Here is a 24,361-nt window from a genome sequence, read left to right as displayed (position 1 = left end):
GCCGACGAGTCAGCTGAAGTTGGGGTCACCGGTCGGATTGACGCCGTCTACGTTCTTCTTGGTGTTGCCGTGGGCGTTCTCGTACTGGTCCGCCGTCCGCTTCAGGTTCTCGATCACACCGAGGTAGGCGGTCTCGATGGCGCCGATGTACTCCTGGAAACCGGTCTTGCTCGCAGTCGCCACATTGACGAATTGCTCGGAGCCCTGAATGTTGCCGAGGTCGGCCTGGGTGATCGACGTGGCGCCGACCTTGTTGAGCTTGCGCTTCCAGATGTCCAGCTTGTACTTCATATCGCCGGCGAGGCTCCGGAGCTCCGCCGGATCGACCTCGTAGCCGTCTTCGGCCTTGGCCTTCCATTCCCCGCGTTCAGGCTGCTGGCCGCGCGGGAGCGCATTGCTCGGGTCGTTCCACTTGCCGGCGTCGGCACCCGCGCTGTAATCGAAGTACAGTTCGCGCTGCCGCGATTCCGAGAGGTTGTTCCATTCGTCGCGGGTCATTCCCGTGACGGTCTGGTACTCCGGAATCTCCCCGCTCTCGTCCCGGCCCGCGGCGCCCACGTAGCGGTCGTGCACGACCTTCGCGAGTTCCGCGTCTGTCAGATAGTAATCACTCATCGCTGACCCTCCGGCGGATCACATCATCCCCGGCACATCTGCGTCGTGCGAGTCCTCCTCGGACCCGCACGACGTAGACGGACCTTGCTGACCCTGCGTCAGCCCGCCCAGATGTTCTGGTTGGCCCGCTCGGCCCCGCTGTAGTTGCTGTGCGCGTCGCCGATGACGACGCCGAGCTGGTTCAGGACCTGGCCGATGTGGGCCGCGGCGGCGTCCCACTGGCGCTTGGCGTCCCAGTAGGCGGACTGGGCGCCGCCCTCCCACTGGGCAAGGTTCTGCTCGAGGTTCTTCTCAAGGTCGTCGAGCTCGTCGACGAGGGCGCGGTAGGCCAGCGTGAAGTCGGCCTGGGCCTGCTGCATCGCGCCGAAATTGGCCTTGGTGTAGCTGTCGCTCACGATCGGAGTCCTTACGGTCGGAGGGATGGCGGAGGCGGTGGCCGATCAGGTGGCGCCGTTGAGCAGCTGGTTGATCTTGTTGACCGCGTCCTGCTGCTCCTGCTCCGTGCTCTCGTACGTGATCTTGGTCTGGACGAGCTTCTGGTGCATGCCCTCGAGGGCCGTCCGCACCTTGCCCATCTCGGTCTGGAACTCGGTGAAGACCCGGTCGAAGGACACCGCGGCGTTACCGGCCCAGCCGGCCATCAGCTGCGACTTGTGTCCGTCGAGCTGGCTCTGCAGGCCCTTGACGATGCCCGCGGAGTCCTCGATGCGCGTGGCGGCCTGCTGCATTGCCGCTCTGTCGGCTGCGGATGTGTTCCCCACAGTGTCACCTCCGTTTTCCGATTTCTGGTTGCGTCATCGGGAGAGTGAAGACGGACCGTAACCCCGGCCGGTCTGGGAGCAATCCCAATGACACGAAATGTCAGCGATCATAAGCCTTACGCCCACCTATGTCGACGCAACTGATGATCTAGCGGTTCATGTGATCTACATTACATTATGCCTTCGACGCCGAGACGGGCTGCCGAGCGAGCTTGGGGTCGAGGGCGGGGCCCTGCGGGATCAGGTGGATGACGCTGGACGGCACCGGCGCGGCCTGCTTGGCCTCGTAGCCGAGCTTCTTGGCGATGTCCGCGGACGGCAGCGCGAACCGGACGCCCTGGTCGTTGACGAGGGACAGCGAGCCGGAGCCGGCCGTGGAGGTGCTGTCGTCGCCGGCGGGCACCAGGCTCATCAGCGCCGCCCCGCCGGGCGGCAGCACCATCTGGTCGATCGTCCCGGACGAGCCCGAGGTGCCGGCGCCGAGCGCGCCCGCGGCCGGCACCGGCAGCGACCCGCCCATCGTCAGCTGCGCCGTCGACGAGCCGATCGGGAACACCGAGCACAGCGGCGTCCCGGCGTCCCAGGCGACGAACTTCGGCAGCGTCGGCGGCAGGTTGTTGTCCAGCAGCCGCGTCCCGGAGGCGATCGCCTGCGCGGACGGGACGTCCGTCGGCAGCGGCACGGCCTGCTCGCCGGGGTAGGCGGCGGTGGTCCGCACGTCGCGCAGCAGCAGCTGCGCCTGCGTCTCGTTGATCTGCGAGAGCCCGTCGGCCAGCATCACGTACCACAGCGCCTGCCCGCCGGCCCCGGTCTCGGCCTTGAACACCTGGCCGACGCGCGCCGTCCCGTTCCGCGGGCCCGCGACCGACTTGCCCCGGCCGGGGACGTTCGGCGCCGCGAAGTTGCCCGCCGCGGGGATCGCGTTCAGCCAGGTCGCCGAGACCTCCACGGCGGCGGGGCCGCCGGTCAGCGCCGTCACCTGGTCCCCCGGGATCGTCATCTGCATCCGGTGGTCCTTCCAGACCACCCACGGGACGCCGCCGCTCTGCACGACGACGGCCTCGGTGTCGGCGAGCCGGCGTCCGCCCACCTTCCGGCCCGCGGCGAGCGCGCTGATCTGCCGCCGCACCCCGTTCGCCCCGGCCGCCTCGCGCGTGCACACCGACCAGGGCCCGCGGATGAGCTGGTCCTTGCCGGGCAGCGAGTCGGGCGCGCCGACGATGCCGATCATCGCGCCGCGCTCGAACTTCGCCAGTGACTTGCGCGAGACCGTGCGCCGCTCCGGCGTGCTGTCGGAGTCGAGGGCCAGCAGCGCGGACGCGTAGTTCGCGACCGGGAACATCTTCCCGTTCTGGGCGTTGTAGATGTACTTGGTGCCGGTCTCCTTCTCGATGATGAGCTGGCCGGCCTTGTCGAGACCTTTGGCCCCGCCCGGGGACAGGATCCCCCAGATGCCGAACACGGCGATGATCAGCAGCCCGACCATCACGCCGGCGAAGGCGCCCACCGACAGCCGCCGCATCGGCGACTCGGCCACGTCCGGTTCGCCCTGCAGCAGGGCCAGCCCGACGCGCTGCGTCATCAGGCGGTGCGCCTGGTAGAGATCCCGCCGGTTCTGCATCAGCGCGTCACCCGGCCAGCCCGCGGACGCGGGAGTAGACGTCCAGCACGGCGAGCGCGAGCGGGATCAGCGCGATCATCACGAGCATGTCGAGGATGTCGCCCCACCGGCCCCAGACCGGGGTGGGGCGGTGGCCCGGCAGCCACAGCGTCACCGCGACGACGATGCCGGTGAGCACCAGCAGCGGGACGAGCGCCACGGCGAGCGCGACGACCTGGCTGCCGTGCAGCGCCATCCCGATCGTCGTCAGGACCAGGCCGAACAGCCCGATCACGAGCATCCAGGAGCGCTGCCCGACGCCGCGGAAGATCCGGGCGCGCAGCAGCAGCGACACCGACATCGCGGTCGCCGTCGCCGGTCCGGCCCAGCCGCCCTCGCCGCTCAGGAAGAGCATCGCCCCGGCCGCGACGAGCGCGATCGAGGCGATGAGGCCGGTGGAGAACCGGTCGGCGGCCGCGGTCCGCGCGAGCACCTCGCGGCCGTTCACCGTCTCGGTGTCGCGGCGCAGGTCCTCGGCGCTGCCCGGGACGGGCGGCAGCGGCATCCGCGCCAGCTTGAACGACAGCGACGGGACCGCCGCGATGAACATCATCATGACGACCGCGCAGATGGCGGCGATGCCCGCGGCCGGGAGGTCGTCGAAGAAGAACCCGACGGCGGAGCCGATCACGCCCATCAGCGCGGCGAACGCGATGCCGAGGAAGACCGGCAGCCCGTCCGCGATGGCGAACGCGGCGATGATCGCGGCGAGCGCGGTCAGCCCGAACCCGGCCAGCAGGTGCGGTGCGCCGAGGTCGAGCAGTTCCAGGTCTTTGCGGGCGGGCGCGGCCAGCCCGGCGAGGAACGCGTACGGGAGGGCCGTGTAGCCGATGATCACGCCCGCGCCCGAGTCGGCGACCGCCCGCGACAGCACCGTCGCCATGATGAGCGCGACGAGCGCGACGATGCCCGCGGCGACCGCCGGGACGATCCACGGCGGCCCGGACAGCGCGATCACGACCGCGCCGACGAGCAGCGCGATCCCGCCCGCGCCGAGGCCGAACGAGCGGGTCGTGGTGGGGCGCCACCGGTCGGTGCGCTCGCGGATCCCGGACGCGATGACGTCGGCGACGTCGTCGAAGGACATCTCCGGGAGCTGCGCCATCCGCGGCCGGAAGTACAGGATCTCCCCGTCCCGGATGCCGAGGGCGCTCGTCGTCTGCGCGGCGTCGAACGGGTTGCCGTCGAGGCGCTGCAGCACCCAGCCGGAGTGGGCGAGACCGGCGTCCGCCATGTCCTCGCCGGCCGCGCGCAGCAGCGTGGGGAGCATGTGGGCGAGGGGTACGTCGGCGGGCAGGGAGACATCGATGCGCCGTTTGGGGGCGACGATGGTGACCCTGCACAGTTCGGTCATGGCAGGCGAGTTCACGGGAGCTCCCGTCCTCCAAATCAGCTCAGGGGGCGGATCCGAGCAACGCGCAGCTTAGGATGTGACGTCCGCCTACGCTAAAGCAACCTCAAAGTTTGACAAGTATCCCCCAAACGGGCCGGCCGTCTCCCCGCACCGGCCGCCCCGGCGTCGAAGCTCCGGAGGAACGCCGAGGTGAGCACGATCCTCGTGCGGCGCAAGGAGCGCCGCAAACCCCCGCCAGCCCCCAAGGGCGAACTGCTGCTCGAATCGCCGCCGGAGATCCCGGAACTGCAGAGCGGCGGCCTGCAGAACGTGCTCACGTACCTGCCGATGGCCGTGATGCCCCTGATGATGGGGCTGATGTTCCTCGGCGGCGGCACCCGCAGCCCGATCATGATGATCAGCAGCGGCGGCATGGCGCTGGCGATGGGCGGCATGATGCTCGGCCAGCTCGGCCGCGGCTCCGGTGAGCGCAAGTTCAAGCTGAACGGGGCGCGCCGCGACTACTTCCGCTACCTGTCGCAGGCCCGCCGCAAGGTGCGCCGCGCCGCCGAGCAGCAGCGCGAGTCGCTGGAGTGGAACAGCCCGGCCCCCGACTCGCTGTGGTCGCTGGTGATGAGCGCCCGGATCTGGGAGCGCCGCCCGAGCGACCCCGACTTCGGCAACGTGCGGATCGGCGCCGGCCCGCAGAAGCTCGCCGTCCAGCTGATCCCGCCGGAGACGCGCCCGGTGGAGGACCTGGAGCCGATGACGGCGGGCGCGCTGCGCCGCTTCGTCCGGGCGCACTCGACGGTGCCGAACCTGCCGGTCTCGGTGTCGCTGCCGTCGTTCGCGCGGATCCTGCCGATGGGCGACCCGGAGGCGGCCCGCGGCATGGTCCGCGCGATGATCGCGCAGCTCACCTCCTTCCACTCGCCCGACGACATGCGGGTCAGCGTGTGCGCGTCGGCCGAGGCGATGCCGCACTGGGACTTCGTCAAGTGGCTGCCGCACGCGATGCACCCGACGGTGACGGACGCGGCGGGGCCCGTCCGGCTGATGGCGGGCAGCCTCGTCGAGCTGGAGCGGATGTTCGGCGCCGAGGTGAAGGACCGGCCCCGGTTCACCCCCGGCCTGCAGCAGAGCGACCTGCCCTACCACGTCGTCATCGTGGACGGCGGCGCCGTCACTCCCGACTCGCAGATCGGCTCGGACGGCATCGAGGGCGTCTGCGTCATCGACCTCAGCGGCGCCGTCGCCCCGACCACCGACGGCACGATGCTGCGGCTGCGGGTCGCGCCCGACAAGATGGCGATGCTGCGCCGCGACCGCACCGGCAAGGACGTCCCGAGCATGCTGGGCCGGCCCGACGCGTTCAGCTACGTCCAGGCCGACGGCCTGGCCCGGCAGCTCGCGCCGATGCGGGCGAGCGCCGCCAGCGGCCCGGAGATGGACGCGCTGTCGGCCGCGACGACGCTGACGACGCTGCTCGGCGTCCCCGACCCGGCGCGGATCGACCCGCGCCAGGCCTGGCAGCCGCGCGCGCCGCGCAACCGGCTGCGGGTGCCGATCGGCATGGACGCCGAGGGGCGCCCGATCGAGCTGGACATCAAGGAGGCCGCGCAGGGCGGGTACGGCCCGCACGGCCTGTGCATCGGCGCGACCGGTTCCGGTAAGTCGGAGCTGCTGCGCACGCTGGTGCTCGGCCTCGCGATGACGCACTCGTCCGAGGTGCTGAACTTCGTCCTCGTCGACTTCAAGGGCGGCGCGACGTTCCTCGGCATGGACGGCCTCCAGCACGTCTCGGCGATCATCACGAACCTGGAGGACGAGCTCCCGCTCGTCGACCGCATGTACGACGCGCTGCACGGCGAGATGGTGCGGCGCCAGGAGTGGCTGCGCGCCGCCGGCAACTACGCCTCGCTGCGCGACTACGAGAAGGCCCGCGAGCAGGGCGCGCCGCTCAAGCCGATGCCGACCCTGTTCGTCGTGCTGGACGAGTTCTCCGAGCTGCTGTCGGCCAAGCCCGACTTCGCCGAGCTGTTCGTGATGATCGGGCGGCTCGGCCGCTCGCTGGGCGTCCACCTGCTGCTCGCGTCGCAGCGGCTGGAGGAGGGCAAGCTGCGCGGCCTCGACACCCACCTGTCGTACCGGATCGGCCTGCGGACGTTCTCCGCGGCGGAGTCGCGGGTGGTCCTCGGCGTGCCCGACGCCTACGAGCTGCCGCAGGCGCCCGGCAACGGCTACCTGAAGATCGGCACGGAGACGATGACGCGGTTCCGCGCCGCCTACGTCTCCGGCACCTACCGGCCGGAGGACAACCAGGCGCCGCAGTCGCAGCAGGGGCCGCGCCAGGCCGCGCAGATCGTGCCGTTCACCCCGGCGTACGTGCGGCCGCAGATGCTGGAGCAGGCGCGGCAGCAGCGCCCGCAGGAGGAAGACGGCCCGCAGATCAGCCTGTTCGACCTCGTCGTGAAGCAGCTCGCCGGGCACGGCCCGCCGCCGCACGAGATCTGGCTGCCGCCGCTGGCGGAGCCGTCCACGCTCGACCAGGTCCTGCCGAACCTGCAGCAGACGCCCGAGTTCGGCTTCAGCACGGCCGGCTGGGACGGGCGGGGCCGGCTGCACGCGTTCGCCGGCATCGTCGACAAGCCGTTCGACCAGCGCCGCGACCCGATGTGGCTGGACCTGTCCGGCGCGGCCGGGCACATCGGCGTGGCGGGCAACCCGCAGGCCGGCAAGTCGACCCTGCTGCGGACCCTCATCACCTCGCTGGCCCTCATGCACACGCCGCAGGAGGTCCAGTTCTACTGCCTCGACTTCGGCGGCGGCGCGCTCGCGGCGCTGGCCGACCTGCCGCATGTCGGCGGCGTCGCGAGCCGGCTGGACCCCGACCGCGTCCGCCGCACGGTCGCGGAGGTGTCGGGGCTGCTGGAGTCGCGGGAGCGGTTCTTCACCGAGCGCGGCATCGACTCGATCGCCACCTACCGGCAGATGCGGGCCGCGGGCCAGATCGCCGGGGACGGCTTCGGGGACGTGTTCCTCGTCGTCGACAACTGGCTGACGGTCCGGCAGGAGTTCGAGGCGGTCGAGGCGACCGTCACCGACCTCGCCGCGCGCGGCCTCGGCTACGGCATCCATGTCGTGGCCTCGACGAACAAGTGGTCGGAGTTCCGGCTGACGATCCGCGACCTGCTGACGACGAAGCTGGAGCTGAAGCTCGGCGACCCGTACGAGTCGGAGATGGACCGCAAGATCGCCGCGAACGTCCCCGAGGGGCGGCCCGGCCGCGGCATCACCCGCGAGGGGCTGCACTTCCTCGGCGCGCTGCCGCGCATCGACGGCACCGCCTCGGCGGGCGACCTCGGCGACGGCGTCCGGCACCTGGTGCGGACGGTGCAGGCGGGCTGGCAGGGCCGGCCGCCCGCGCCGCCCGTCCGGATGCTGCCGGACGTGCTGCCGCACACCTCGCTGCCGGCGGTGGCCGAAACCGGCAAGCGGGTCCCGATCGGCATCGACGAGGACACGCTGTCGCCCGTCCTGCTGGACTTCGACAACGACCCGCACTTCGTCGTGCTGGGCGACAACGAGTGCGGCAAGTCCAACCTGCTGCGGCTCATCGTCGAGTCGATCAAGGAGCGGTACACGACCGCGGAGGCGCGGATCATCATGCTCGACTACCGCCGGGCGCTGCTCGACTCGGCGGAGAGCGAGCACGTCATCGGCTTCGCGGCGTCCTCGACGGCCGCGGCGGGGCTGATGAAGGACGTGCACGGCGCCCTGGTGAACCGGCTCCCGCCGTCCGACCTGACGCCGGAGCAGCTGCGCAACCGGTCCTGGTGGAGCGGGTCGGAGCTGTTCCTGGTGGTGGACGACTACGACCTGGTCGCCACCCCGTCCGGGAACCCGCTCGCGCAGCTCGCCGAACTGCTGCCGCAGGCCCGCGACATCGGCATGCACCTGATCATCTCCCGCACCATGGGCGGGGCGGGCCGCGCCATGTTCGACCCGATCCTGCAGCGGCTGAAGGACATGGCCAGCCCGGCGCTGATCATGTCCGGCAACAAGGACGAGGGCAACCTGTTCGACGTGCGGCCGAGCCCGCTGCCGCAGGGCCGGGGCACGCACGCCGACCGGCGCGCCGGCAAGCGCCTCGTGCAGACGGCCTTCTACGGCCAGGAGAGGTAGGCGTCCCAAACGAAAGAGCCCCGGGCCGGCCGGCCCGGGGCTCTCCGTTTTCCAGGTGCTTTCGGTGCGCGTCCCGCTCGCCTTAGCGGCGGCGTCGGGGTCAGTCGCGGTCCTCGGTGGGGAGGGCGGCGCGTCCCGGACGCCAGCCGCGCCGGCGGCCGAGCGGGATGATCGCCCCGGCGAACGCGACGGCCAGCGCGGTCGCGACGGCCCCGCCGCCGACGGCCAGCGCGATGCCGCGGCTCCGGTGGTCGACGGGCTCCGGCTTGGGGAAGTTGACGGCCCCGCCCAGCGGCCGCGGACCGGCCGCGCCCGGCGTGGCGGTCGGGTCGACGAGCGCCGACACCGCCTGCAGCGGGCTGATCATGCCGTGCCCGCTGCCCTGCCCGTTGCCGCCCTCCGCGGTGATCAGGATCCGGTTGATGACCTGCTGGTAGGTCAGCTTCGGATGGCGGGCGCGCACCAGCGCCGCGACGCCGGCGGCGTAGGGGGCGCCGAAACTCGTGCCTTGCAGGCCCCCGGCGTAGCCGTCGCCGAGGGTCGAGATGACGTTCTCGCCCGGCGCCGACACGTCGATGCGGGACTTGATGTTGGAGAACCCGGTGATGGTGCCCGCCTCGTCCACCGCTGCGACCGACAGGACGCCCTTGTAGCTCGCCGGGTAGGCGGCGGTCTCCTTGCCGCGCTGCTGCTCGGTGACGTTCCCGGCGGCGGCGACGATCAGCGCGTCGCGGCGCTGCGCCCCCCGGACCGCCGCGCGCAGCGCGGGCGTGTCCGGCGCCGCGGACGACACGTTGATCACCTTGGCGCCGTGCTCGGCGGCCCAGGTGATGGCCTTCGCCAGCAGCGTGTTGTCCACCGTGTTCTCGCCGGAGGCGAACTTGGCGTTCAGCAGCTTGACCTGCGGGGCCACCCCGACGAAGGGGACGTTCTTGGCGCGCATGTCGGCCCCGGCGATGATGCCGGCGACCTCGGTGCCGTGCCCGAGGCAGTCGTCCGGCGTGGTGCCGGACGCGTCGTAGGCGCCGACCACCTTGCCCCGGAGCTGCGGGTGGCGGGCGTTGACGCCGCTGTCGACGACGGCGACGGTGACGCCCTGACCGCGGGTGATCCGCCACGCCTGCTCGAAGTCGAGCCGGCGCTGCGCCCACGGCTCGACGGTGATCGCCGACGCGGGCTGCCCGATCGGCCGGTTGCACTTCGGCGCGGGAGCGCGGGGCGCCCTCGCCGGTGCCGACGGCTTCTTCGACGGCTTCTTGGTCGCCGGGCTCTTGGTCGTCGGAGCCGCCAGGGGCCGGTCCGCCGGGGCCGCGCCCGGGGCCGCGGCCGCCGCCGGCGCGAACGCCAGAACGGACGTCAAGGCCAGACTCGCGGCGCCCGCCGCGATTCGCCCTTCGCGCATACCTCGTCTCTCCTGACGTGTGCGGACCCCAAGACTCTAAGGGATCGCGGGGCGGAGCATCACGCCCGCGCGACCACATCCCGGTGCATTATCGTCGTGCGGGTGAATTCCACCGCACCGGTCTTTCCGCCCCCTGCGGGCGAGACGCGGAGCGCGCCCGCGCGGCGGTGGATCGTGCCCGTGTGCGGGCTGGTGCTGGTCGCCGTCCTGGCCGCGGGGGTGTGGGCCGCGGGCGGGTTCGAGGAGAAGCCGGAGCAGCCGGCGAAGAAGGCCGGGGAGCGGCTCGACCTCGGGCTGTTCGAGGTGACCGTCCGCGATGTGCGGATCGGGCTGGCCAGCACGTTCGGCAGCGACAAGAAGCGCTTCCTCATCATGCGGATGCGGGTGCTCAACAAGGGCAAGGAGACCAAGTCGCTCGGCACCGGCGGCCTGACGGACGGCGTCGTCGCGCTCACCAAGGCCGGCAAGTGGGTCAAGCCCGAGCGGATCGAGGGGGTCGCGGGCGGCGCGGGCACCGGCACTGCCCAGCCGGGGCTGCCGGTGGAGGCGTCCGCGATGTGGGAGATGGGCTCGGCCGACGCGCCGAAGAAGCTGACCGTCGGCCTGCGCGAGTGGAAGTACGAGCACGGGTTCACCGACACGAGCTTCAACTGGATCGTCGACCAGCGGAGCGACGAGTTCGCCGGCCGCCTCACGCTCGCGGTGGGCGCCTCATGACCGCGCGGCGGGTGCTGCTGCGGGGCGGCGCCGCGATCGGCGGGACGGCCCTGCTCGCGGGCGCGATGTGGCTGCACTCCGTCCGGCCGGAGGTGCGGGCGGCGGAGCTCGACCCGATCCGGACCGGCGGGACGGTCGGCGAGGAGGTCGAGACCCGCGACTTCACCGTGCGGGTCGACGGCGTGGACGCGGCGCGGTCGCTGGAGCCGAGCCTGACGCTGGGCGGCAAGCCCCCGGTCGGGACGGACGGCGTCTACCTGATCGTCCGGCTCAGCGCGACGGCGGCGCGCGAGCCGCTGCAGCTCAGGACGGCGGAGCTGGAGACGCCGGGCGGCTACACGTTCCGGCAGGATCCGCGCCCGTCGGACGTGTCGGTCAACCAGCCGACGTACCAGCCGATGATCTGGACGTCCACCAAGGTCGTGTTCGAGCTGCCGAAGGAGCGGGTGAAGGGCGCGCATTTGGTGGTCGGCACCGGCGGGCTGCTGCCGCAGCTGTCCTCGGCCGCCGACATCGACCTCGGGCTCGGCGAGGAGAAGGCGGCCCGGCTCGTCGCCGAGGCGGCCGAGCGGTACAAGGTGAGGACGCCGTGACGGCCTCCGAGACCCGTCCGGACGGGATCCCGCTGCCCGACCTGTCCGGGCGGTCCGGGATGCGGCCGCGCGACCGGCGCGTCGTGCAGGCGGTCGCGCTCGTGTGCGCGATGGCGGCGATGCTCGTCATCCCCTGGGCGGACGAGACCGGCCTGGTCCGCGACTCGCTGAAGCCGCCGGAGAAGGTGACGACGCTCCCCGAGGGCCAGATCGGCGAACTGGTCGGGGCGCAGTGGAAGGTCTTCGACCGGCGGACGGCCGCGCCGCTCGGCGACCAGGGCGGCGGCGACGTGGTGGAGCTGCGGATGGAGCTGGCCGTCCGGCCCGCTGACGACGCCAGCGCCAAGGCGGTCGGCTCCTACGGCCTGCAATACCGCTTCCACGACGGCGACGGCCGCGTGTGGTTCGCGAACGCGCTCCGGACGGCCGAGCCGAAGGCGGGCGTCGCGATGCGCGTCACCGTCAGGGGGACGGTGCCCCGTGCCAAGGCGGACGAGCTGGAGCTGCGTATCCAGGCACCGAAGGAGACGCGGAAGCAGGGGACGCCACTGGCTTCGCTGCGTTTCTCGCGCTGACCCGCGCCATCACCAGGTTGAACGCCGCCGCCAGCAGGCACACGCGCAGGACCTCGAAGACGAGCCCCGTCCCGTAGCCGATGGCGGGCAGCCACTGCATCCACCAGGTGACCTCGTGCGGGCCGATCAGCTCGTAGACGAGCCGCCGGGACGCGTCCTCCCCCACGTAGAGCCCGGCGAACAGCAGGCAGAACGTGGCGAACGGCATCATCCCGGACCGGCGGACGAGCCGGAGCCCGTACCAGGCGGGCAGCCACATCTCCCGGAACCCGCGGGTGAGCAGCTCCCGCGGGCTGTTGACCCGGTCGATCGCGCCCGCCCGCGCGAGCCGCCGCCCGGCCCGGCCGCCGCCGAGCACGACCCGCTCGTCCCCCGCGTCCAGGCCGAGGATCACCCCGGCGATCACCAGCCAGATGAGGGCGCCGAGCACGGCGTCCTTGAACGGCGGCCACACGTCGAAGGCGGGCCCGGCGATGCCGGTCACCCAGCCCCACACCTCCCGCCCGGTGAGCCAGTCGGTGCCGAGGCCGCGCAGGTGGTCGATCGTGAAGATGCCGAACAGCGCGAAGTTGATCTCCAGGAAGGCGACGAGCGCGCCGATGGCGCGGGGCAGCCGCTCCTCCAGCCGCCACTCCGCCAGCACCTTCAGCACGAACAGGCCCGCGGTGAGGCCGATCGCGAGGCCGATGTGCTTCTCCAGCGACAGCAGCATCCCGGCGGCCTCGATCTGCCCTTCGAGACCGCCCTCGGCGAACCCGCGGCTCGCCGCCGCCGACGCGAACTCGCGGGCGTCCTCGCTCTGCAGCCCCCACGCCAGGTAGAAGATGACGAACGGGAGCGCGGCGCGGCCGATCGCGCCGATCACCGGCTCCTCGTTGCCGACCGCCCACGGCGTGAGGTCGCCGTCCGCCTCGCGGGCGTGCACCACGTCCAGGCCCTCGCGGACGCTGTGCACCATCAGCACCGTGACCGTCAGCGTGATCACCACGAGCAGTCCGATGGTGACGATCGGCGCGACGGACGCGGCGGTGCCCTTCATCGCGCCGAGCCGGTAGCCGCCGTACATCGCGCCGTAGCGCAGCAGCTCCCCCACGGTGAACCACAGGGCCAGCGGCAGGGCGAACCGCCCCGCGAGCTTCAGTGCGGCCCACGGGAGGATCAGCGGCGAACGGGCGGACGGGCGGGCCATGGCGCCCGATCGTAGAGGATTCGCACGAAACGCCGGTCCAGGACACCGGCACGTGCGGTACGGCTAAGGCGAACGGCCCCCCGGGACGAAGGTGAAGAAGCCCCCGGAACACGACGGACCCCGTCGTCCCGGGTGGGGCGGGACGGCGGGGTCCGAAGGTCCGGGCCGCCGCCGCGCCGGACGGGCCGGCGCGGCGGTCAGCCGGTGGGCCGGGTCAGATGGCGACCTCGAGGCCGGCGACCTCGCCGGTCTTCGCGGTGACGGTGCTGTCGATGCTCACGCCGCCCGCCGCGAGGACGCGGACGGTCCAGTCGCCGTCGGCGGCGAAGAACCGGAACACGCCCTCGTCGCCCGTGACCACCTCGGCGGTGAACTCGCCGGACGAGTCGAGCAGGCGGGCGTAGGCGCTGGACACCGGGACGCCGCCGCGGGTGACGGTGCCCTGGATCACGGCCTCGTTGGTCAGGTCGACGGTCGCAGGCAGGTGCGCCGTCTGCTCGGGCGCTGCGCAGCCCTGGGTCATTGCTCCTCCAGTCCTCGGAAGGTCAGCGGACTTACTTGCCGGCGCCGAGCTCGATCGGCACGCCGATCAGCGAGCCGTACTCGGTCCAGGAACCGTCGTAGTTCTTCACGTTCTCGATGCCGAGCAGCTCGCGCAGCGCGAACCAGGTGTGCGAGGAGCGCTCGCCGATCCGGCAGTAGGCGATGGTGTCCTTGTTCAGGTCGACGCCGGCCGCCGTGTACAGCTCGCGGAGCTCCTCGTCGGACTTGAACGTGCCGTCGTCGTTGGCCGCCTTCGACCACGGGATGTTGGCCGCGGTCGGGATGTGGCCGGCCCGCTGCGACTGCTCCTGCGGCAGGTGCGCCGGGGCGAGCAGCTTGCCGCTGAACTCGTCGGGGGACCGGACGTCCACCAGGTTCTGCTTGCCGATCGCCTCGACGACCTCGTCGCGGAAGGCGCGGATGGACAGGTCCTGGTCCTTGGCCTTGTAGTCGGTGGCCGGACGGGACGGGACGTCGGTGACCAGCTCGCGGGAGTCGAGCTCCCACTTCTTGCGGCCGCCGTCGAGCAGCTTCACCTTGTCGTGGCCGTACAGCTTGAAGTACCAGTACGCGTAGGCGGCGAACCAGTTGTTGTTGCCGCCGTACAGGATCACCAGGTCGTCGTTGGCGATGCCCTTGGCGGACAGCAGCTGCTCGAACCCGGTCTTGTCCACGAAGTCGCGGCGGACCGGGTCCTGCAGCTCGGTCTTCCAGTCGATCTTCACGGCGCCACGGATGTGGCCCTTGTCGTACGCGGACACGTCCTCGTCGACCTCGACGAGGACCAGACCGGGGTCGTCCAGGTGGGACTCAACCCAGTCGGTGTCCACCAGGACGTCTGAGCGGCTCATGCGGGAACCTTCCTCTCGGAGCGGAATTTCGCGGTGACACGTCGGAAGAGCAGGTACATCTCGCAGCCGAGGCAGAACCCGAACACCGCGTTCAGGAACGCCGCCGCCAGCGCGAGGGCGGTGGCACCGATGCCGAGCCAGGTGGTCCCCGTCGCGTATCCGGCGGTTCCGGCCAGGGCGAACGCCAGCCCGACACCCTGCGCGAAGCGGGGCGCGGCGGCGTCCTCCAGTTCCCTGGGCGGCGCGAGCCGGGGACGGATCAGCACTCTGAACAGCAGCCCGTACGGGGCGTACCGCAGGCCGAGGAAGGTCGCGAGAGCGAACACGGCGGCCTGGGCGGCGAGCAGGGCCCCGCTTCCGGTGACCAGGACCACGATGAGGACGACGGTCGTGACCGCCGCGCCGAAGCGCGGCCCACGGGGATCAACCTGCATCGGGACTCCTGGCGGAGCGGAAGCGTGCGTACGAGCTGGGAAAGTCGGAAATGCTCGGGGGCGGACGGGCTCGATGCCTCAGGCCGGGCGACAGAGCGAGGCGGCCACGCGGCAGAAGTCGACCGCGCGGCGCTTCGTGAGCATCTGCTCTGTCCAGTAACGCACGGACTCGATGTTAAGCGGCAATCCACGCGCTGTCACATCTGTCTCGCCTTCCGAGACGGTGACAGTCGTCTTGACGCAGGTCGCGGGGCTGCCGATCACCGCACGACCTCGCCGAGGGCCGCGATGACGTCGGGCTTGCGGGGCGCTCCGGTGGCGCGCCGGACGACCCGTCCGGCGGGGTCCAGCACGAGGACGGTCGGGGTCCGCACGATGTTCAGCCGGCGGACGAGATCGAGGTGCGCCTCGGCGTCCAGCTCGACGTGGGCGACGCCGTCCACCATCCCGGTGACCTCGCCGAGGACGCGGCGGGTGGCGCGGCACGGCGCGCAGAACGCGCTGGAGAACTGGAGCAGCGTGGCCTTCGCGCCGAGTTCGGCGCCCAGGTCCTCGGGCCGGACGGTCTCCGCCACCTCGTCGTCCTTCCCCCGCCGCGCGCGCGTCGCGTCCCGGCCCGCGCGCAGCACGCCGTCACGGCGCCGCCGCACGAGGCCGAACGCCGTGGCCGCGATCAGGACCGCCGCGGCGATCAATGCTCCGGTCATCGATAGGCACAACCTCGCGGGACCGCGTGTTTCTTCCCCGGACCGGGCCTGGCCTGGCAGGGCGCTCAGGTGGGGATGGTGAGGATCGGCCGCCCGTCCAGCCCGACGACCTCGAACGAGAACAGCTGGCCGCGGGGGAACATCGTCGACCCGCGGTACTCACCGTAGCCCTCGTCGTACGGGACGTACCAGCTGCCGAGGGCGTCGCGGCGGCCGTCCCGCGCGATCACCTGGAGCCGGCAGTGCGACCCCTTCGGGACCCCGGCCAGATGGAGTTCGACCTCGGTCCCCCACGCCTTCTTGCGGAGCACCACGTAGCCCTTGACGTCGCCCTTCGGGTTCGCGGCGCTGATCTTCTCGGCGGTCGCCGCCGGGGAGGCCGTGGCGGACGGCGACTCCTGCGCCGCCGCGCCGCCGCCGTCCCGCCCGATCGGCAGGACGAACCCGCCGAACAGGCCCCCGATGACCAGCAGCAGGCACGCGGCGGCGGCGAGCGGGGCCCACCCCGCGGGGCCCCGCCCGCCGGCCAGGCGCCCCAGGGGTCCGAGCCGTCCCCTCCTCCGCTCGGCCGCCCTGGCGAGCAACCCGTCCAGCAGCTCGGGCGGCGGCCCGGCCAACTCTTCGAGCTGCTCACGCTCGACCCGCCCGAGCAGTGCGGGAAGGCCGGCCAGCCCGGCGAGCTCGTCCCGGCAGGCGGGGCAGCGCTCCAGGTGGCCCTCCACCTGGCTCCGCTCGCCGGGGTCGAGCGCTCCGAGCACGTACACGCCGAGTGAGGTGCGCACGTCCGTGCAGTCGTTCATGGCGCCAACCCCCGCTCCTCCAATGCGAGCTTGAGCGCCCGCAGTGCGTAGAAGGTGCGGGACTTCACCGTGCCGGGCGGGATGCCGAGCGTCTTGGACGCCTCGGCCACCGACCGGCCCTTGTAGTAGGTCTCCACCAGGACGGCCCGGTGCGACGGGCTCAGCCCCGCCAGGGCCTCGGCCACCGTCCAGGACTCCAGCGCCCGGTCGATGTCGTCGGAGCCGTCGGCCGTCATCATGACGTGCTCGTCGATCCCGGTCTCCGGCGGCCGCGCGCGCTTGGCGCGGTGCGCGTCGACGACCAGGTTCCGCGCCACCGTGAACAGCCACGGCCGCACGGGACGCCCCGCCAGCGCCTCCGGATGCCGCCACGCGCGCAGCAGCGTCTCCTGCACGACGTCCTCGGCCTGCGTCCGGTCCCCTCCCGTCAGCCGCAGGACGTACCCGAGGAGGGGACCTCCGTGCTCGCTGTACAGGGCGCGAAGCAAACCCTCATCGGCGGTCGGACCCACACCACTGTCACGTACGCCCCGACCGGGCGGTTCACCGCCGGCGCGGACTATCTGCGGCCCTGCTGGAGATCGTTCAGGTGGACGTTCTCGGCGGTCGCGGCGACGCGCAGCCCGTCCGGCGTGGGCTCGATCTGGCTGATCCGCGACCCGACCGGCAGGTCGGCGACCGGCACGACCCAGGTGAGCTGCTTCTTCACCAGCCCCAGCGGGATCTGCGCGGCGCCGTCCGACCCCACCGAGACGGGCGAGATCGCGATGCCCTTGGCGGTCGGCTGCACCTCCACGACCGCGGTCCCGGAGACGGGGAAGCCGAGGATGCTGCCGGTGAGGTCGACCGAGAGGTCGTCGCCCTTGGGCCGCAGCGCCGTGACCTCCTTCGGCGCCTCCTTGCGGATCACGTCGTAGGGGATCACGGCGGACGCGGTCGCCGTCTTCGCGGTGACGTTCGCGGAGCTGCCCTTGCTGACCTCCGACAGCGGCGCGTTCACCCCCCGCATGTCGACGGTGACGCCGGAGACGGTGACGCCCTGCTCCGTCCAGTCGCCGATCTCGACCTCGATGTGCTCGTACTCGCCGCCGACCGCCTGCGTCAGGAACGGGATGCCGTGGATCGTGACGTCCGGCCGCTGGGACAGGTTGTACTGCGCCGCCACCTGCTCGCCGATCTTGTCCTGCGCGACGCGCACGCCGAGCCGGTCCGCGGCGACCAGCACCACGGCCACGAAGATCAGCAGTACCAGCAGTACCTTCCGCATGTCTCTCCTCCGACGACGGCATGCGATCGCCACACCTTAATGCGGGTTCACACCGAATCGGGACACACCGGAAAATGACCTTGCGTCACCCGCCCGCGAACGGCGGCAGCACCTCCACGACCCCGCCCTCGGGCAGGGCGACCGAGGCGTGCGGCCGGCTCCCGACCGGGTCCCCGTCGATCAGGAACGAGCTCCGCCGGACGACCCGCGCGAACTCCTCGTCCCGCCCCGCCGACGCCGCCGCCAGCGCCTCCGCCAGCGTCCCCGCCTCGTACGGCTCCTCCGGCGTGCCCGCGGCGGCCTTCGCCGCCGCCCAGTACCGCATCGTCCCCTTGGCCATGGGACCAGTATTCAACGTCCTGCCTCGGGGCCGCCGGGGACCGGTCCGTTATGCTCTGGGGGAGGGATCCGGGCGACGAGGCCATGGAGTTCATCCGAAAGGCCCTTCATGGTCGCCTCGTCGTAGAGTCGCCGACCCTGGGCGGGGCTGGGGAGATGAGCCGTCCGGGTCCTACGTCTTTGGACGGGAGGCGGCACTTGAGCAGCCTGCTCTTGCTGACCAACGCGTTGGAGCCCTCCGACGAGGTCCTGCCCGCGCTCGGACTTCTGCTGCACTCGGTGCGCGTCGCCCCCGCGGAGGCGTCCGCGCTGATCGACACGGACCCGGCCGACGTGGTGCTGGTCGACGCCCGCCGCGACCTCGTCCAGGCCAAGAGCCTGTGCCGGCTGCTGCGCACCACCGGACTCGACTGCCCGCTGCTCGCCATCGTCACCGAGGGCGGCCTCGCCGCCCTCAGCCCCGAATGGGGCCTGGACGACGTGCTCCTGCAGACCGCGGGCCCCGCGGAGGTCGAGGCCCGGCTGCGCCTCGCCGTGGGCCGCGCCGCCGCGGGCACCGACGACGACGAGGTCCCGGGCGAGATCCGCAGCGGCGACCTCACGATCGATGAGGCCACCTACACCGCCCGGCTGCGCGGCCGCGTCCTCGACCTGACCTTCAAGGAGTTCGAGCTGCTGAAGTACCTCGCCCAGCACCCGGGCCGGGTCTTCACCCGCGCGCAACTCCTCCAGGAGGTCTGGGGCTACGACTACTTCGGCGGCACCCGCACGGTCGACGTGCACGTCCGGCGCCTGCGGGCCAAGCTGGGCGCCGAGTACGAGTCGCTGATCGGCACCGTCCGCAACGTCGGCTACCGCTTCGTCCCCGACCACCGGCCCGGCGACGCCGAGGAGAAGACCCCGGCCCGCGCGTAGCCTCCCTTGGTCCGCCGCTAGCGCAGGACGGCTCCGGTCCTCGGTTCGAGGAGGACGCGGCGTGCCTTCGGGCGGTCGAAGTCGAACAGGTGGGCGAGGGTTCCGGCGCGGGCGGCGAAGGAAGCGCCGCCGATGCGTCCGGTGCGCCAGTTGTCCTCGATGAACCGCAGGATGGACGCCTGTTCGAGCAGGTGGTGGTCCACGTGGTTCGCCTTCGCGTAGGGCGAGACCACCAGCATCGGGAGGCGCTGGCTCGGGCCGCAGCGGCCGTCGCGGCCGCCGTCGGCCCGGACGCGGCGGCAGGCGGGCTCGTCCTGGGCGGCGTCGTCCGAGCCGTTCGTGATCCGCGGCCGGACGTGGTCGTACCAGCCGTCGGAGTCGTCGTAGGCGAGGACCACCGCGGTCGACGCCCACTCGGGCGACCTCTGGATCTTGTTGATCGTGGTGGCGATGAACCGCTGCTCGTCGAGCGGGTCCGAGTAGCCGGCGTGGCCGTCCTGGTAGGCGGGGGCCTTCAGGAAGGAGACGGCGGGCACGGTGTGCGCGGCCAGGGCGGTGTCGAAGTCCGTGAGGTCGTACTGGTGGTTCGCCTGGTCCGTCCGGCCGATCGCGGCGGGCGACGAGGGCGGCAGGTGCTTCTCGTTCGCCGTCGACTTGTAGTACTGGAACGGCTCGTGGTGCGGGCTGTAGTCGATGACCCGGTTGCCGCCGATGTTGGCGTGGGCGGAGCCGCACACCTTGTAGCCGTTCTTCGTCCCGGTCGGACGGAATCCGCCCTGGAACCAGCCCCACGTGACGTTCTTGGCGTTGAGCAGGTCGCCGATGTTCCGGCCGGTCATCACGGCGAGGTTGTTGTCGGACGTGTGGCCGTCGTTCGAGCAGTCGTCGAACGCCGGGTCCGGGTCGGTGATGACCGTGCCGATGCCCTCCGCGTTCGGGGACGTCACCACAGAGGGATCTGACACCTTCTGGTGCGTCTTCGGGTCGACCGCGTAGCCGCCGTACGTCTGGCCGGAGACCAGGTTGAGCGCACCCGGCGTGGACGGCCCGAAGACCGAGTCCCATGAGTTGTCGCTCATCGCGTAGTGCTGCGCGTAGTTCCACATGGCGGTGACGGTGTTGCCGTCGAAATAGTCCATGACGAGGCCGGGTTCGCCGAACAGGACGGGCTGCCCGGTGCACTTGTCGTGCTCGGTGAATTCGACGAACTTGTTCATGCGGCCGCCGTTGACGGCCTTCTGCTCGGCGGCGTAGCCGTGGTTCTGGTCGCAGGTGAGGGCCTGGGAGTGCTTCAGCCGCTTCGGGTTGAAGCGGTTGGGGTTCCGCTTCAGGAGTTTCTTCGTCAGGCCGTTGGCCTTCGGGGTGTTCCGGGCGGCGCGGAAGGGCGTGCCGTCGGTGTTGGCGGCCTTCGGGTACGTCCCGAAATAGTGGTCGTACGAGACGTTCTCGCCGTAGATGACCACCAGGTGCCTGATGGGCGTCAGCGGCGCCTCCGGCGGCGCCTGCGTTTCCGGGCTCCCGGTGGCCGCGCGGGAGTCGTGCACCGGGCGGCAGGCGGTTCCGGACGCCGCCAGCACCCCGGCCGCCACCGCGGACGCGGCCAGCACTACGGGCCTGCGCATGTCCCCTCCTTCTCCGCCGACCGGCTGGTCTACATCAGCAGAGCCCTTCCGAAGTGGTCGGAGGCGTCCACGACACCCGGAAGTGCGAAGAAATAACCGCCGCCGAACGGAGAGATGTAGTCGGTGAGGGGCTCGCCCCGCAGGCGCTCCTGGACGGCCTCGAACTGGCGCGGCGGATCCTGCTGGTAGCAGGTGAAGGCGAGCCCCATGTCGAGGTCGCCGGCCTCGTCCACGCCCCGGTCGTAGTTCCAGGCGCGGCGCAGGATCCGGCTGCCGTCGGTCTCCGGGACGCGCGGGTTCGCGCGCCGGATATGGCTGGTCAGCGGGATGACCTCGCCGATCGGGTCGCGGGCGTAGCGGGGGACGTCCCGCTCGCGGGTGCCGTCGAGCGGCGCGCCGGTCTCGCGGGCGCGGCCGAACATCCGCTCCTGCTCGGTGAGGGAGACGCGGTCCCAGAACTCCACGAGCATCCGGATGAGCCGGACGACCTGGTACGTGCCGCCGGCCGTCCAGGCGGGCTCGGATCCGTCCCGCGCGGCCCAGACGAGACGGTCCATCTCGGCGCGGCGGGCGGTGTCGGGGTTGGCGATGCCGTCCTTGAAGCCCATGAGGTTGCGGGGCGTCCCGGACGGGCGGGGCCGGCTGGTGAATCCGCTGATCCGCCAGCGGACGCGCATCGCGCCGCGCGTGTGCCGGCAGACGTCCCGTAGCGCGTGGAGGACGGTGTCCTCGTCGGCGGCGCCGAAGCGCAGCAGCAGGTCACCGTGGCACCAGGCCGGGTCGAGGTCGTCGTCCGGGAATGTCCGCATCGCCGTCAGCCGTGCCGGGCGCCGCGCCGCCAGGCCGAAGCGGTCGTCGAACAGCGACGCGCCGATGCCGAGCGTCAGGGCGAGGCCGCCGGCCGGGACGTCCGGGCCGAGGACGCCGGAGTCGGGCGGCGGCCCGGTCACGCCCACCTGGGCGGGCGCGCCGCCACTGGTCAGCGCCCTGGCGCGGGCGGTCAGCGCGCGGAAGAGGTCGGCGAGTTCGGCGCGCTTCCCGGTGAGCACGTCGCACGCGGCGATGATCGCGCGTGGCTCCGGCTCGTCCAGGATCCCGGCCTGGTGGACGCCGTGGAACCCGCGAGCGCCCGGTCCCGCGGGCGGCGGCGCGCCTCGGGCGACCGCGCCCGCGACCCCGGCGGCCATCGCGCCGCGCAGGAACGTCCGCCGCCCCGGCGCGGTCACGGGGTTCTCCGCACTTCGGCGATGGTCGCGACCGATGACAGCCGTTCGACGAGTTCGCCGATCGCGCCGTCGATGCGTTCCCGCTCGATGGTGGTCAGCCGGGCCAGGGGCGTCCAGTGGCCGTGCCTGTGCTCCGCCCTGATCAGGCGCGCGGCACGGTCGAGCCAGGCGTCGATCGCGGTGAGGTCCATGCGGTCTTCGAGCAGGGGGCGGAGCGGTGCGAGGACGGCCCGCGTCCCGTCGAGGTTCGCGGCGGCCGTGGCGAGCATCGTCCCGCTGCCCTGGTCGGCCTTGCCGGTCAGCTCGAACTGGAGCGTGTTCTCCAGGATCTCGTGCGCGCGGAGGCCGAGGTCGTTCGGGTCGATCTGCTGCTGCGGGAAGGCGTCCCGTAAGGCCGCGACGTCGCGGGCGAGCCGGTCGGCCGGAGCGCGCAGCGAGGCTGTCGGCTCGCCGTGCCACAGCCCCCGCTCGACCCGGTGGAACCCGGTGAAGCCGGGATCGCGCACGCCGTCCGGCAGCCCGGCCGGGCGCCCGTTGATCTCGTCGGCGGCGTCCCCGAACGTCCCGTAGGCGGCGCCGAGCCGTTCCCACTCCAGGTGCGCGGGCAGCCAAGCCCTTCGCGCCGCGCCGAGATCCCCTGATCGGATGGCGTCGCGCAGCTCATCCGTGCGCTGTCGCAGCGTCCGCAGCCCTTTGACGATGTAGGCGCGGTAGGCGCGCACCGCCGGATACAGGTCGTTCCGGGTGATGGGCCGGACGCCGCGCGCTCCCCCGCCCGCCCCCGTCACCCGCACCGCAGGCCCGGTGACGGACGCCGCGTCCGCCGGCCGGCAGGCGACCGCGTACGTTCCGGCCTTGAGGCTGACGTGCAGCGGACGAGTCGTCCCCGGCCCGACGTCCTCCAGCTCCGCGAAGATCTCGCCGCCGGAGACGACGGCGACATCGACGGCCGCCCTGTCCGCGTTCCGCACGAGCAGGGTCTCTGTTCCGGCGTGCGAGCGGGACCACCCCTGCCCGCAGTGCGTCCGCCCCACCTGGACGGTGACCGGGGTCTTGCCCGTACGGGCTCCTCCCCCGCATCCCGCCAGCGCGGCCGCGACGACCAGCGTCACGCAGCCACGGCGGAGCGCACACCCGCCCTTCCAGCCAACGGCCATACCGCCTTTCGCCCCCACGTCGGCAGCCTTGAGCCCGATCCAACGGAACCGTAGACCAGTTCGACGGCGGCGGCCGTCACCTCAGGCGGCGTGGCGCGCGGCGGACCCGCTCAGTCCCAGCGGGCGGAGCGCTGGCGCTTGACGGCGGAGCGGCGCTTCTTGTTCTCCAGGCGGCGCTCGTTGATGCCGCGCGGGACCTTCTTCGGGATGCGCTTCTTCGGCGGCGGGGCCGTCGCCTCGGCCAGCAGGGTCGCGAGGCGGGTGCGGGCGGCGTCGCGGTTGCGCTGCTGGGAGCGGTACTCCTCGGCGCGGATCGTCAGGACGCCGCGGACGAGGCGTCCGGCCAGCCGGTCGAGCGCGCGGGCGCGCAGGTGCTCGGGGAGGGACGGGGAGTTCGCGACGTCGAAGGAGAGCTCGGCGGCGGTGGCGCTGGTGTTGACGTGCTGCCCGCCCGGCCCCGACGAGCGGGAGAAGCGCCAGCTGAGCTCGGTCTCCGGGATGGTGACCGAGCCGCGGACGTGGATCTGGGCGGGCATGCCCCCATTGTCGCAGGGGCGATGCGGGCTTGTCGTCCGGTTAAGCCCCGCCTGGCACCAACTGCAAGCACTTACTTACAATGCTCGCCATGACTGCGGGAATCTTCCAGGACGGCGACCTCATCCGCGTGATCTCGCGGGAGGGCGCGCTCATCGCGGCGGGCGGGGCCGCGTCGCTGCTGCAGACGGCGCACCCCAAGGTGGCGCAGGGCGTGTACGACCACAGCTACACGGCGGACGACCCCGCGCGGCGGCTGCGCAACACGATGGGATGGCTCTACGTCGTGCAGTTCGGGACGCGGGAGGAGGCCGAGACCCTCAGCGCGCTCGTCACCAAAGGGCACGAGTCCATCACCGGCCCCGACTACGAGGCCAACGACCCGGAGCTGCAGGTGTGGGTCGCGTCCACCCTGTTCGCCGTGGCGACGCAGTTCTACCAGGTGCTCTTCCGCCGTACGTTCACCGAAGCCGAACTGGAGGAGTTCTACGGGCAGACCAAGATCTACGCCACGATCCTGGGCTGCCCCGAGGGGCGGATGCCGGAGACCTACCGCGATTTCCGCGCCTACTACGCCGACATGCTCAACACGTTGGAGATCAGCGACGCGTCGCGGGCGGTCGCCGAGCAGGTGCTGCACCCGAAGCTGCCGGGCGGGCCGCTGAACGCGCCCGGCCTGATGATGATCCGGCTGCTCACCGCGGGGCTGATGCCGCCGCCGATCCGCGAGCAGTACGGCTGGAAGTGGACCAGGGCGCGGGAGGCGCGGTTCCGGCTCCTGCTCGCCGTGCTGTCGGCGGTGTACCCGCGGCTGCCGCTGCGGATCCGGACGCTGCCGCGCGAGTACTACCTGCACTCGACGCGCAAGATGCTGGCCAAGGTGAAGCGGAAGCCCGCGATCAGCGTGCGCGGCTGAACGGCCGCGTGATCCACAGG

The 24,361-nt window shown here is 72.0% G+C and carries 26 protein-coding genes; 6 read left to right on the top strand and 20 right to left on the bottom strand.

The genetic code is table 11. The features are described 5' to 3' along the window. Positions 1 to 9: 9 nt before the first annotated feature. The 5 genes from ACGFI1_RS19575 to eccD form a co-directional block, all read right to left on the bottom strand. Entirely contained in the window at positions 10 to 615 is a 606-nt protein-coding gene (locus ACGFI1_RS19575) for a hypothetical protein (RefSeq protein WP_392786832.1), read from the bottom strand. A 98-nt stretch (positions 616 to 713) separates the two neighbouring features. Continuing rightward, complete coding sequence (locus ACGFI1_RS19570; protein ID WP_240808131.1) at positions 714 to 1,010, bottom strand: WXG100 family type VII secretion target; 297 nt, start codon at positions 1,008 to 1,010, stop codon at positions 714 to 716. Between the two features lie 45 nt (positions 1,011 to 1,055). After that, the gene (locus ACGFI1_RS19565) at positions 1,056 to 1,343 is read right to left on the bottom strand and encodes a WXG100 family type VII secretion target (protein ID WP_138638848.1); all 288 of its coding nucleotides are present in this window, start codon (positions 1,341 to 1,343) and stop codon (positions 1,056 to 1,058) included. A gap of 208 nt (positions 1,344 to 1,551) precedes the next feature. Beyond that, complete coding sequence (gene eccB / locus ACGFI1_RS19560; RefSeq protein WP_392786829.1) at positions 1,552 to 2,997, bottom strand: type VII secretion protein EccB; 1,446 nt, start codon at positions 2,995 to 2,997, stop codon at positions 1,552 to 1,554. 7 nt (positions 2,998 to 3,004) lie between these two features. Beyond that, complete coding sequence (eccD, locus tag ACGFI1_RS19555) at positions 3,005 to 4,405, bottom strand: type VII secretion integral membrane protein EccD (RefSeq protein ID WP_138638846.1); 1,401 nt, start codon at positions 4,403 to 4,405, stop codon at positions 3,005 to 3,007. 174 nt (positions 4,406 to 4,579) lie between these two features. Between eccD and eccCa the strand changes: the two genes are divergently transcribed. Next, the gene (gene eccCa / locus ACGFI1_RS19550) at positions 4,580 to 8,554 is read left to right on the top strand and encodes a type VII secretion protein EccCa (protein WP_387073544.1); all 3,975 of its coding nucleotides are present in this window, start codon (positions 4,580 to 4,582) and stop codon (positions 8,552 to 8,554) included. A 100-nt stretch (positions 8,555 to 8,654) separates the two neighbouring features. Here the strand turns inward: eccCa and ACGFI1_RS19545 are convergent, their stop codons facing one another. After that, positions 8,655 to 9,956, bottom strand: a complete 1,302-nt coding sequence (locus ACGFI1_RS19545) for a S8 family serine peptidase (RefSeq protein WP_364545885.1) — start codon at positions 9,954 to 9,956, stop codon at positions 8,655 to 8,657. A gap of 102 nt (positions 9,957 to 10,058) precedes the next feature. Here ACGFI1_RS19545 and ACGFI1_RS19540 point away from each other — a divergent pair, with 102 nt between their 5' ends. The 3 genes from ACGFI1_RS19540 to ACGFI1_RS19530 are packed head-to-tail and all read left to right on the top strand — an operon-like array spanning position 10,059 to position 11,841. Further along, on the top strand, positions 10,059 to 10,673 hold the full coding sequence (locus tag ACGFI1_RS19540) for a hypothetical protein (protein ID WP_392786826.1): 615 nt from the start codon (positions 10,059 to 10,061) through the stop codon (positions 10,671 to 10,673). Further along, the gene (locus tag ACGFI1_RS19535) at positions 10,670 to 11,266 is read left to right on the top strand and encodes a hypothetical protein (RefSeq protein ID WP_392786824.1); all 597 of its coding nucleotides are present in this window, start codon (positions 10,670 to 10,672) and stop codon (positions 11,264 to 11,266) included. The genes ACGFI1_RS19540 and ACGFI1_RS19535 overlap by 4 nt, the downstream gene beginning before the upstream one ends. Next, entirely contained in the window at positions 11,263 to 11,841 is a 579-nt protein-coding gene (locus tag ACGFI1_RS19530; RefSeq protein ID WP_138638841.1) for a hypothetical protein, read from the top strand. The genes ACGFI1_RS19535 and ACGFI1_RS19530 overlap by 4 nt, the downstream gene beginning before the upstream one ends. On the opposite strand, the gene ACGFI1_RS19525 is transcribed toward ACGFI1_RS19530, so the two are convergent. The 10 genes from ACGFI1_RS19525 to ACGFI1_RS19480 all read right to left on the bottom strand — a co-directional run bounded on the left by ACGFI1_RS19525 (position 11,729) and on the right by ACGFI1_RS19480 (position 17,972). Beyond that, on the bottom strand, positions 11,729 to 13,030 hold the full coding sequence (locus tag ACGFI1_RS19525; protein WP_392786822.1) for a hypothetical protein: 1,302 nt from the start codon (positions 13,028 to 13,030) through the stop codon (positions 11,729 to 11,731). The genes ACGFI1_RS19530 and ACGFI1_RS19525 overlap by 113 nt on opposite strands. A gap of 214 nt (positions 13,031 to 13,244) precedes the next feature. Continuing rightward, positions 13,245 to 13,553: a DUF1416 domain-containing protein gene (locus ACGFI1_RS19520; RefSeq protein ID WP_138638839.1), complete on the bottom strand. Its 309-nt coding sequence runs from the start codon at positions 13,551 to 13,553 to the stop codon at positions 13,245 to 13,247. A 31-nt stretch (positions 13,554 to 13,584) separates the two neighbouring features. Beyond that, complete coding sequence (locus ACGFI1_RS19515; RefSeq protein ID WP_301176962.1) at positions 13,585 to 14,424, bottom strand: sulfurtransferase; 840 nt, start codon at positions 14,422 to 14,424, stop codon at positions 13,585 to 13,587. Next, entirely contained in the window at positions 14,421 to 14,858 is a 438-nt protein-coding gene (locus ACGFI1_RS19510; protein ID WP_301176961.1) for a DUF4395 domain-containing protein, read from the bottom strand. Before ACGFI1_RS19510 ends, ACGFI1_RS19515 begins: the two co-directional genes overlap by 4 nt. 78 nt (positions 14,859 to 14,936) lie before the next feature. Next, positions 14,937 to 15,002, bottom strand: a complete 66-nt coding sequence (locus ACGFI1_RS19505) for an Ms5788A family Cys-rich leader peptide (protein ID WP_353070578.1) — start codon at positions 15,000 to 15,002, stop codon at positions 14,937 to 14,939. A 116-nt stretch (positions 15,003 to 15,118) separates the two neighbouring features. Then, positions 15,119 to 15,508, bottom strand: coding sequence for a TlpA family protein disulfide reductase (locus ACGFI1_RS19500; protein WP_387073710.1), 390 nt, complete (start codon positions 15,506 to 15,508; stop codon positions 15,119 to 15,121). 122 nt (positions 15,509 to 15,630) lie between these two features. Further along, a complete protein-coding gene (locus ACGFI1_RS19495; RefSeq protein WP_392786820.1) occupies positions 15,631 to 16,365 on the bottom strand; it encodes an anti-sigma factor family protein in 735 nt (244 codons plus the stop codon). Then, positions 16,362 to 16,877 carry a sigma-70 family RNA polymerase sigma factor gene (locus ACGFI1_RS19490; RefSeq protein WP_171069452.1) on the bottom strand — a complete coding sequence of 172 codons (516 nt, stop codon included), beginning with the start codon at positions 16,875 to 16,877 and terminating at the stop codon, positions 16,362 to 16,364. The genes ACGFI1_RS19495 and ACGFI1_RS19490 overlap by 4 nt, the downstream gene beginning before the upstream one ends. Before the next feature lie 47 nt (positions 16,878 to 16,924). Beyond that, the gene (locus ACGFI1_RS19485; protein WP_392786818.1) at positions 16,925 to 17,632 is read right to left on the bottom strand and encodes an LmeA family phospholipid-binding protein; all 708 of its coding nucleotides are present in this window, start codon (positions 17,630 to 17,632) and stop codon (positions 16,925 to 16,927) included. A gap of 85 nt (positions 17,633 to 17,717) precedes the next feature. After that, positions 17,718 to 17,972, bottom strand: a complete 255-nt coding sequence (locus tag ACGFI1_RS19480) for a MoaD/ThiS family protein (RefSeq protein WP_392739780.1) — start codon at positions 17,970 to 17,972, stop codon at positions 17,718 to 17,720. A gap of 197 nt (positions 17,973 to 18,169) precedes the next feature. Between ACGFI1_RS19480 and ACGFI1_RS19475 the strand changes: the two genes are divergently transcribed. Then, positions 18,170 to 18,886 carry a winged helix-turn-helix transcriptional regulator gene (locus tag ACGFI1_RS19475; protein WP_138641547.1) on the top strand — a complete coding sequence of 239 codons (717 nt, stop codon included), beginning with the start codon at positions 18,170 to 18,172 and terminating at the stop codon, positions 18,884 to 18,886. Between the two features lie 17 nt (positions 18,887 to 18,903). On the opposite strand, the gene ACGFI1_RS19470 is transcribed toward ACGFI1_RS19475, so the two are convergent. The 4 genes from ACGFI1_RS19470 to arfB form a co-directional block, all read right to left on the bottom strand. Beyond that, positions 18,904 to 20,508 (bottom strand): phospholipase C, encoded by a 1,605-nt coding sequence (locus ACGFI1_RS19470; RefSeq protein WP_392786816.1) that lies wholly within the window; start codon positions 20,506 to 20,508, stop codon positions 18,904 to 18,906. Positions 20,509 to 20,537: 29 nt separating this feature from the next. After that, entirely contained in the window at positions 20,538 to 21,734 is a 1,197-nt protein-coding gene (locus tag ACGFI1_RS19465; RefSeq protein WP_392786814.1) for a Dyp-type peroxidase, read from the bottom strand. Beyond that, positions 21,731 to 22,846, bottom strand: a complete 1,116-nt coding sequence (locus ACGFI1_RS19460; protein WP_392786812.1) for an EfeM/EfeO family lipoprotein — start codon at positions 22,844 to 22,846, stop codon at positions 21,731 to 21,733. The genes ACGFI1_RS19465 and ACGFI1_RS19460 overlap by 4 nt, the downstream gene beginning before the upstream one ends. Before the next feature lie 155 nt (positions 22,847 to 23,001). Next, positions 23,002 to 23,427 carry an alternative ribosome rescue aminoacyl-tRNA hydrolase ArfB gene (arfB, locus tag ACGFI1_RS19455; protein WP_138641601.1) on the bottom strand — a complete coding sequence of 142 codons (426 nt, stop codon included), beginning with the start codon at positions 23,425 to 23,427 and terminating at the stop codon, positions 23,002 to 23,004. Positions 23,428 to 23,516: 89 nt separating this feature from the next. On the opposite strand from arfB, the gene ACGFI1_RS19450 reads away from it, so the two are divergent. Beyond that, on the top strand, positions 23,517 to 24,341 hold the full coding sequence (locus tag ACGFI1_RS19450) for an oxygenase MpaB family protein (RefSeq protein WP_392786810.1): 825 nt from the start codon (positions 23,517 to 23,519) through the stop codon (positions 24,339 to 24,341). Positions 24,342 to 24,361: the final 20 nt, after the last annotated feature.

The sequence above is a fragment of the Actinomadura geliboluensis genome (genome assembly GCF_043197915.1).
GTDB lineage: Bacteria > Actinomycetota > Actinomycetes > Streptosporangiales > Streptosporangiaceae > Spirillospora > Spirillospora geliboluensis.
This window is presented reverse-complemented; position numbering and strand designations above follow the sequence as displayed.

What these genes read in the sequence shown, in the direction of transcription:
- ACGFI1_RS19575 (WP_392786832.1), bottom strand. Translation starts at nt 615, where the DNA reads ATGAGTGATTACTATCTGACAGACGCGGAACTCGCGAAGGTCGTGCAC.
- ACGFI1_RS19565 (WP_138638848.1), bottom strand. Translation starts at nt 1,343, where the DNA reads ATGCAGCAGGCCGCCACGCGCATCGAGGACTCCGCGGGCATCGTCAAG.
- eccB (WP_392786829.1), bottom strand. Translation starts at nt 2,997, where the DNA reads ATGCAGAACCGGCGGGATCTCTACCAGGCGCACCGCCTGATGACGCAG.
- ACGFI1_RS19545 (WP_364545885.1), bottom strand. Translation starts at nt 9,956, where the DNA reads ATGCGCGAAGGGCGAATCGCGGCGGGCGCCGCGAGTCTGGCCTTGACG.
- ACGFI1_RS19535 (WP_392786824.1), top strand. Translation starts at nt 10,670, where the DNA reads ATGACCGCGCGGCGGGTGCTGCTGCGGGGCGGCGCCGCGATCGGCGGG.
- ACGFI1_RS19525 (WP_392786822.1), bottom strand. Translation starts at nt 13,030, where the DNA reads ATGGCCCGCCCGTCCGCCCGTTCGCCGCTGATCCTCCCGTGGGCCGCA.
- ACGFI1_RS19520 (WP_138638839.1), bottom strand. Translation starts at nt 13,553, where the DNA reads ATGACCCAGGGCTGCGCAGCGCCCGAGCAGACGGCGCACCTGCCTGCG.
- ACGFI1_RS19515 (WP_301176962.1), bottom strand. Translation starts at nt 14,424, where the DNA reads ATGAGCCGCTCAGACGTCCTGGTGGACACCGACTGGGTTGAGTCCCAC.
- ACGFI1_RS19510 (WP_301176961.1), bottom strand. Translation starts at nt 14,858, where the DNA reads ATGCAGGTTGATCCCCGTGGGCCGCGCTTCGGCGCGGCGGTCACGACC.
- ACGFI1_RS19495 (WP_392786820.1), bottom strand. Translation starts at nt 16,365, where the DNA reads ATGAACGACTGCACGGACGTGCGCACCTCACTCGGCGTGTACGTGCTC.
- ACGFI1_RS19485 (WP_392786818.1), bottom strand. Translation starts at nt 17,632, where the DNA reads ATGCGGAAGGTACTGCTGGTACTGCTGATCTTCGTGGCCGTGGTGCTG.
- ACGFI1_RS19480 (WP_392739780.1), bottom strand. Translation starts at nt 17,972, where the DNA reads ATGGCCAAGGGGACGATGCGGTACTGGGCGGCGGCGAAGGCCGCCGCG.
- ACGFI1_RS19470 (WP_392786816.1), bottom strand. Translation starts at nt 20,508, where the DNA reads ATGCGCAGGCCCGTAGTGCTGGCCGCGTCCGCGGTGGCGGCCGGGGTG.
- arfB (WP_138641601.1), bottom strand. Translation starts at nt 23,427, where the DNA reads ATGCCCGCCCAGATCCACGTCCGCGGCTCGGTCACCATCCCGGAGACC.
- ACGFI1_RS19450 (WP_392786810.1), top strand. Translation starts at nt 23,517, where the DNA reads ATGACTGCGGGAATCTTCCAGGACGGCGACCTCATCCGCGTGATCTCG.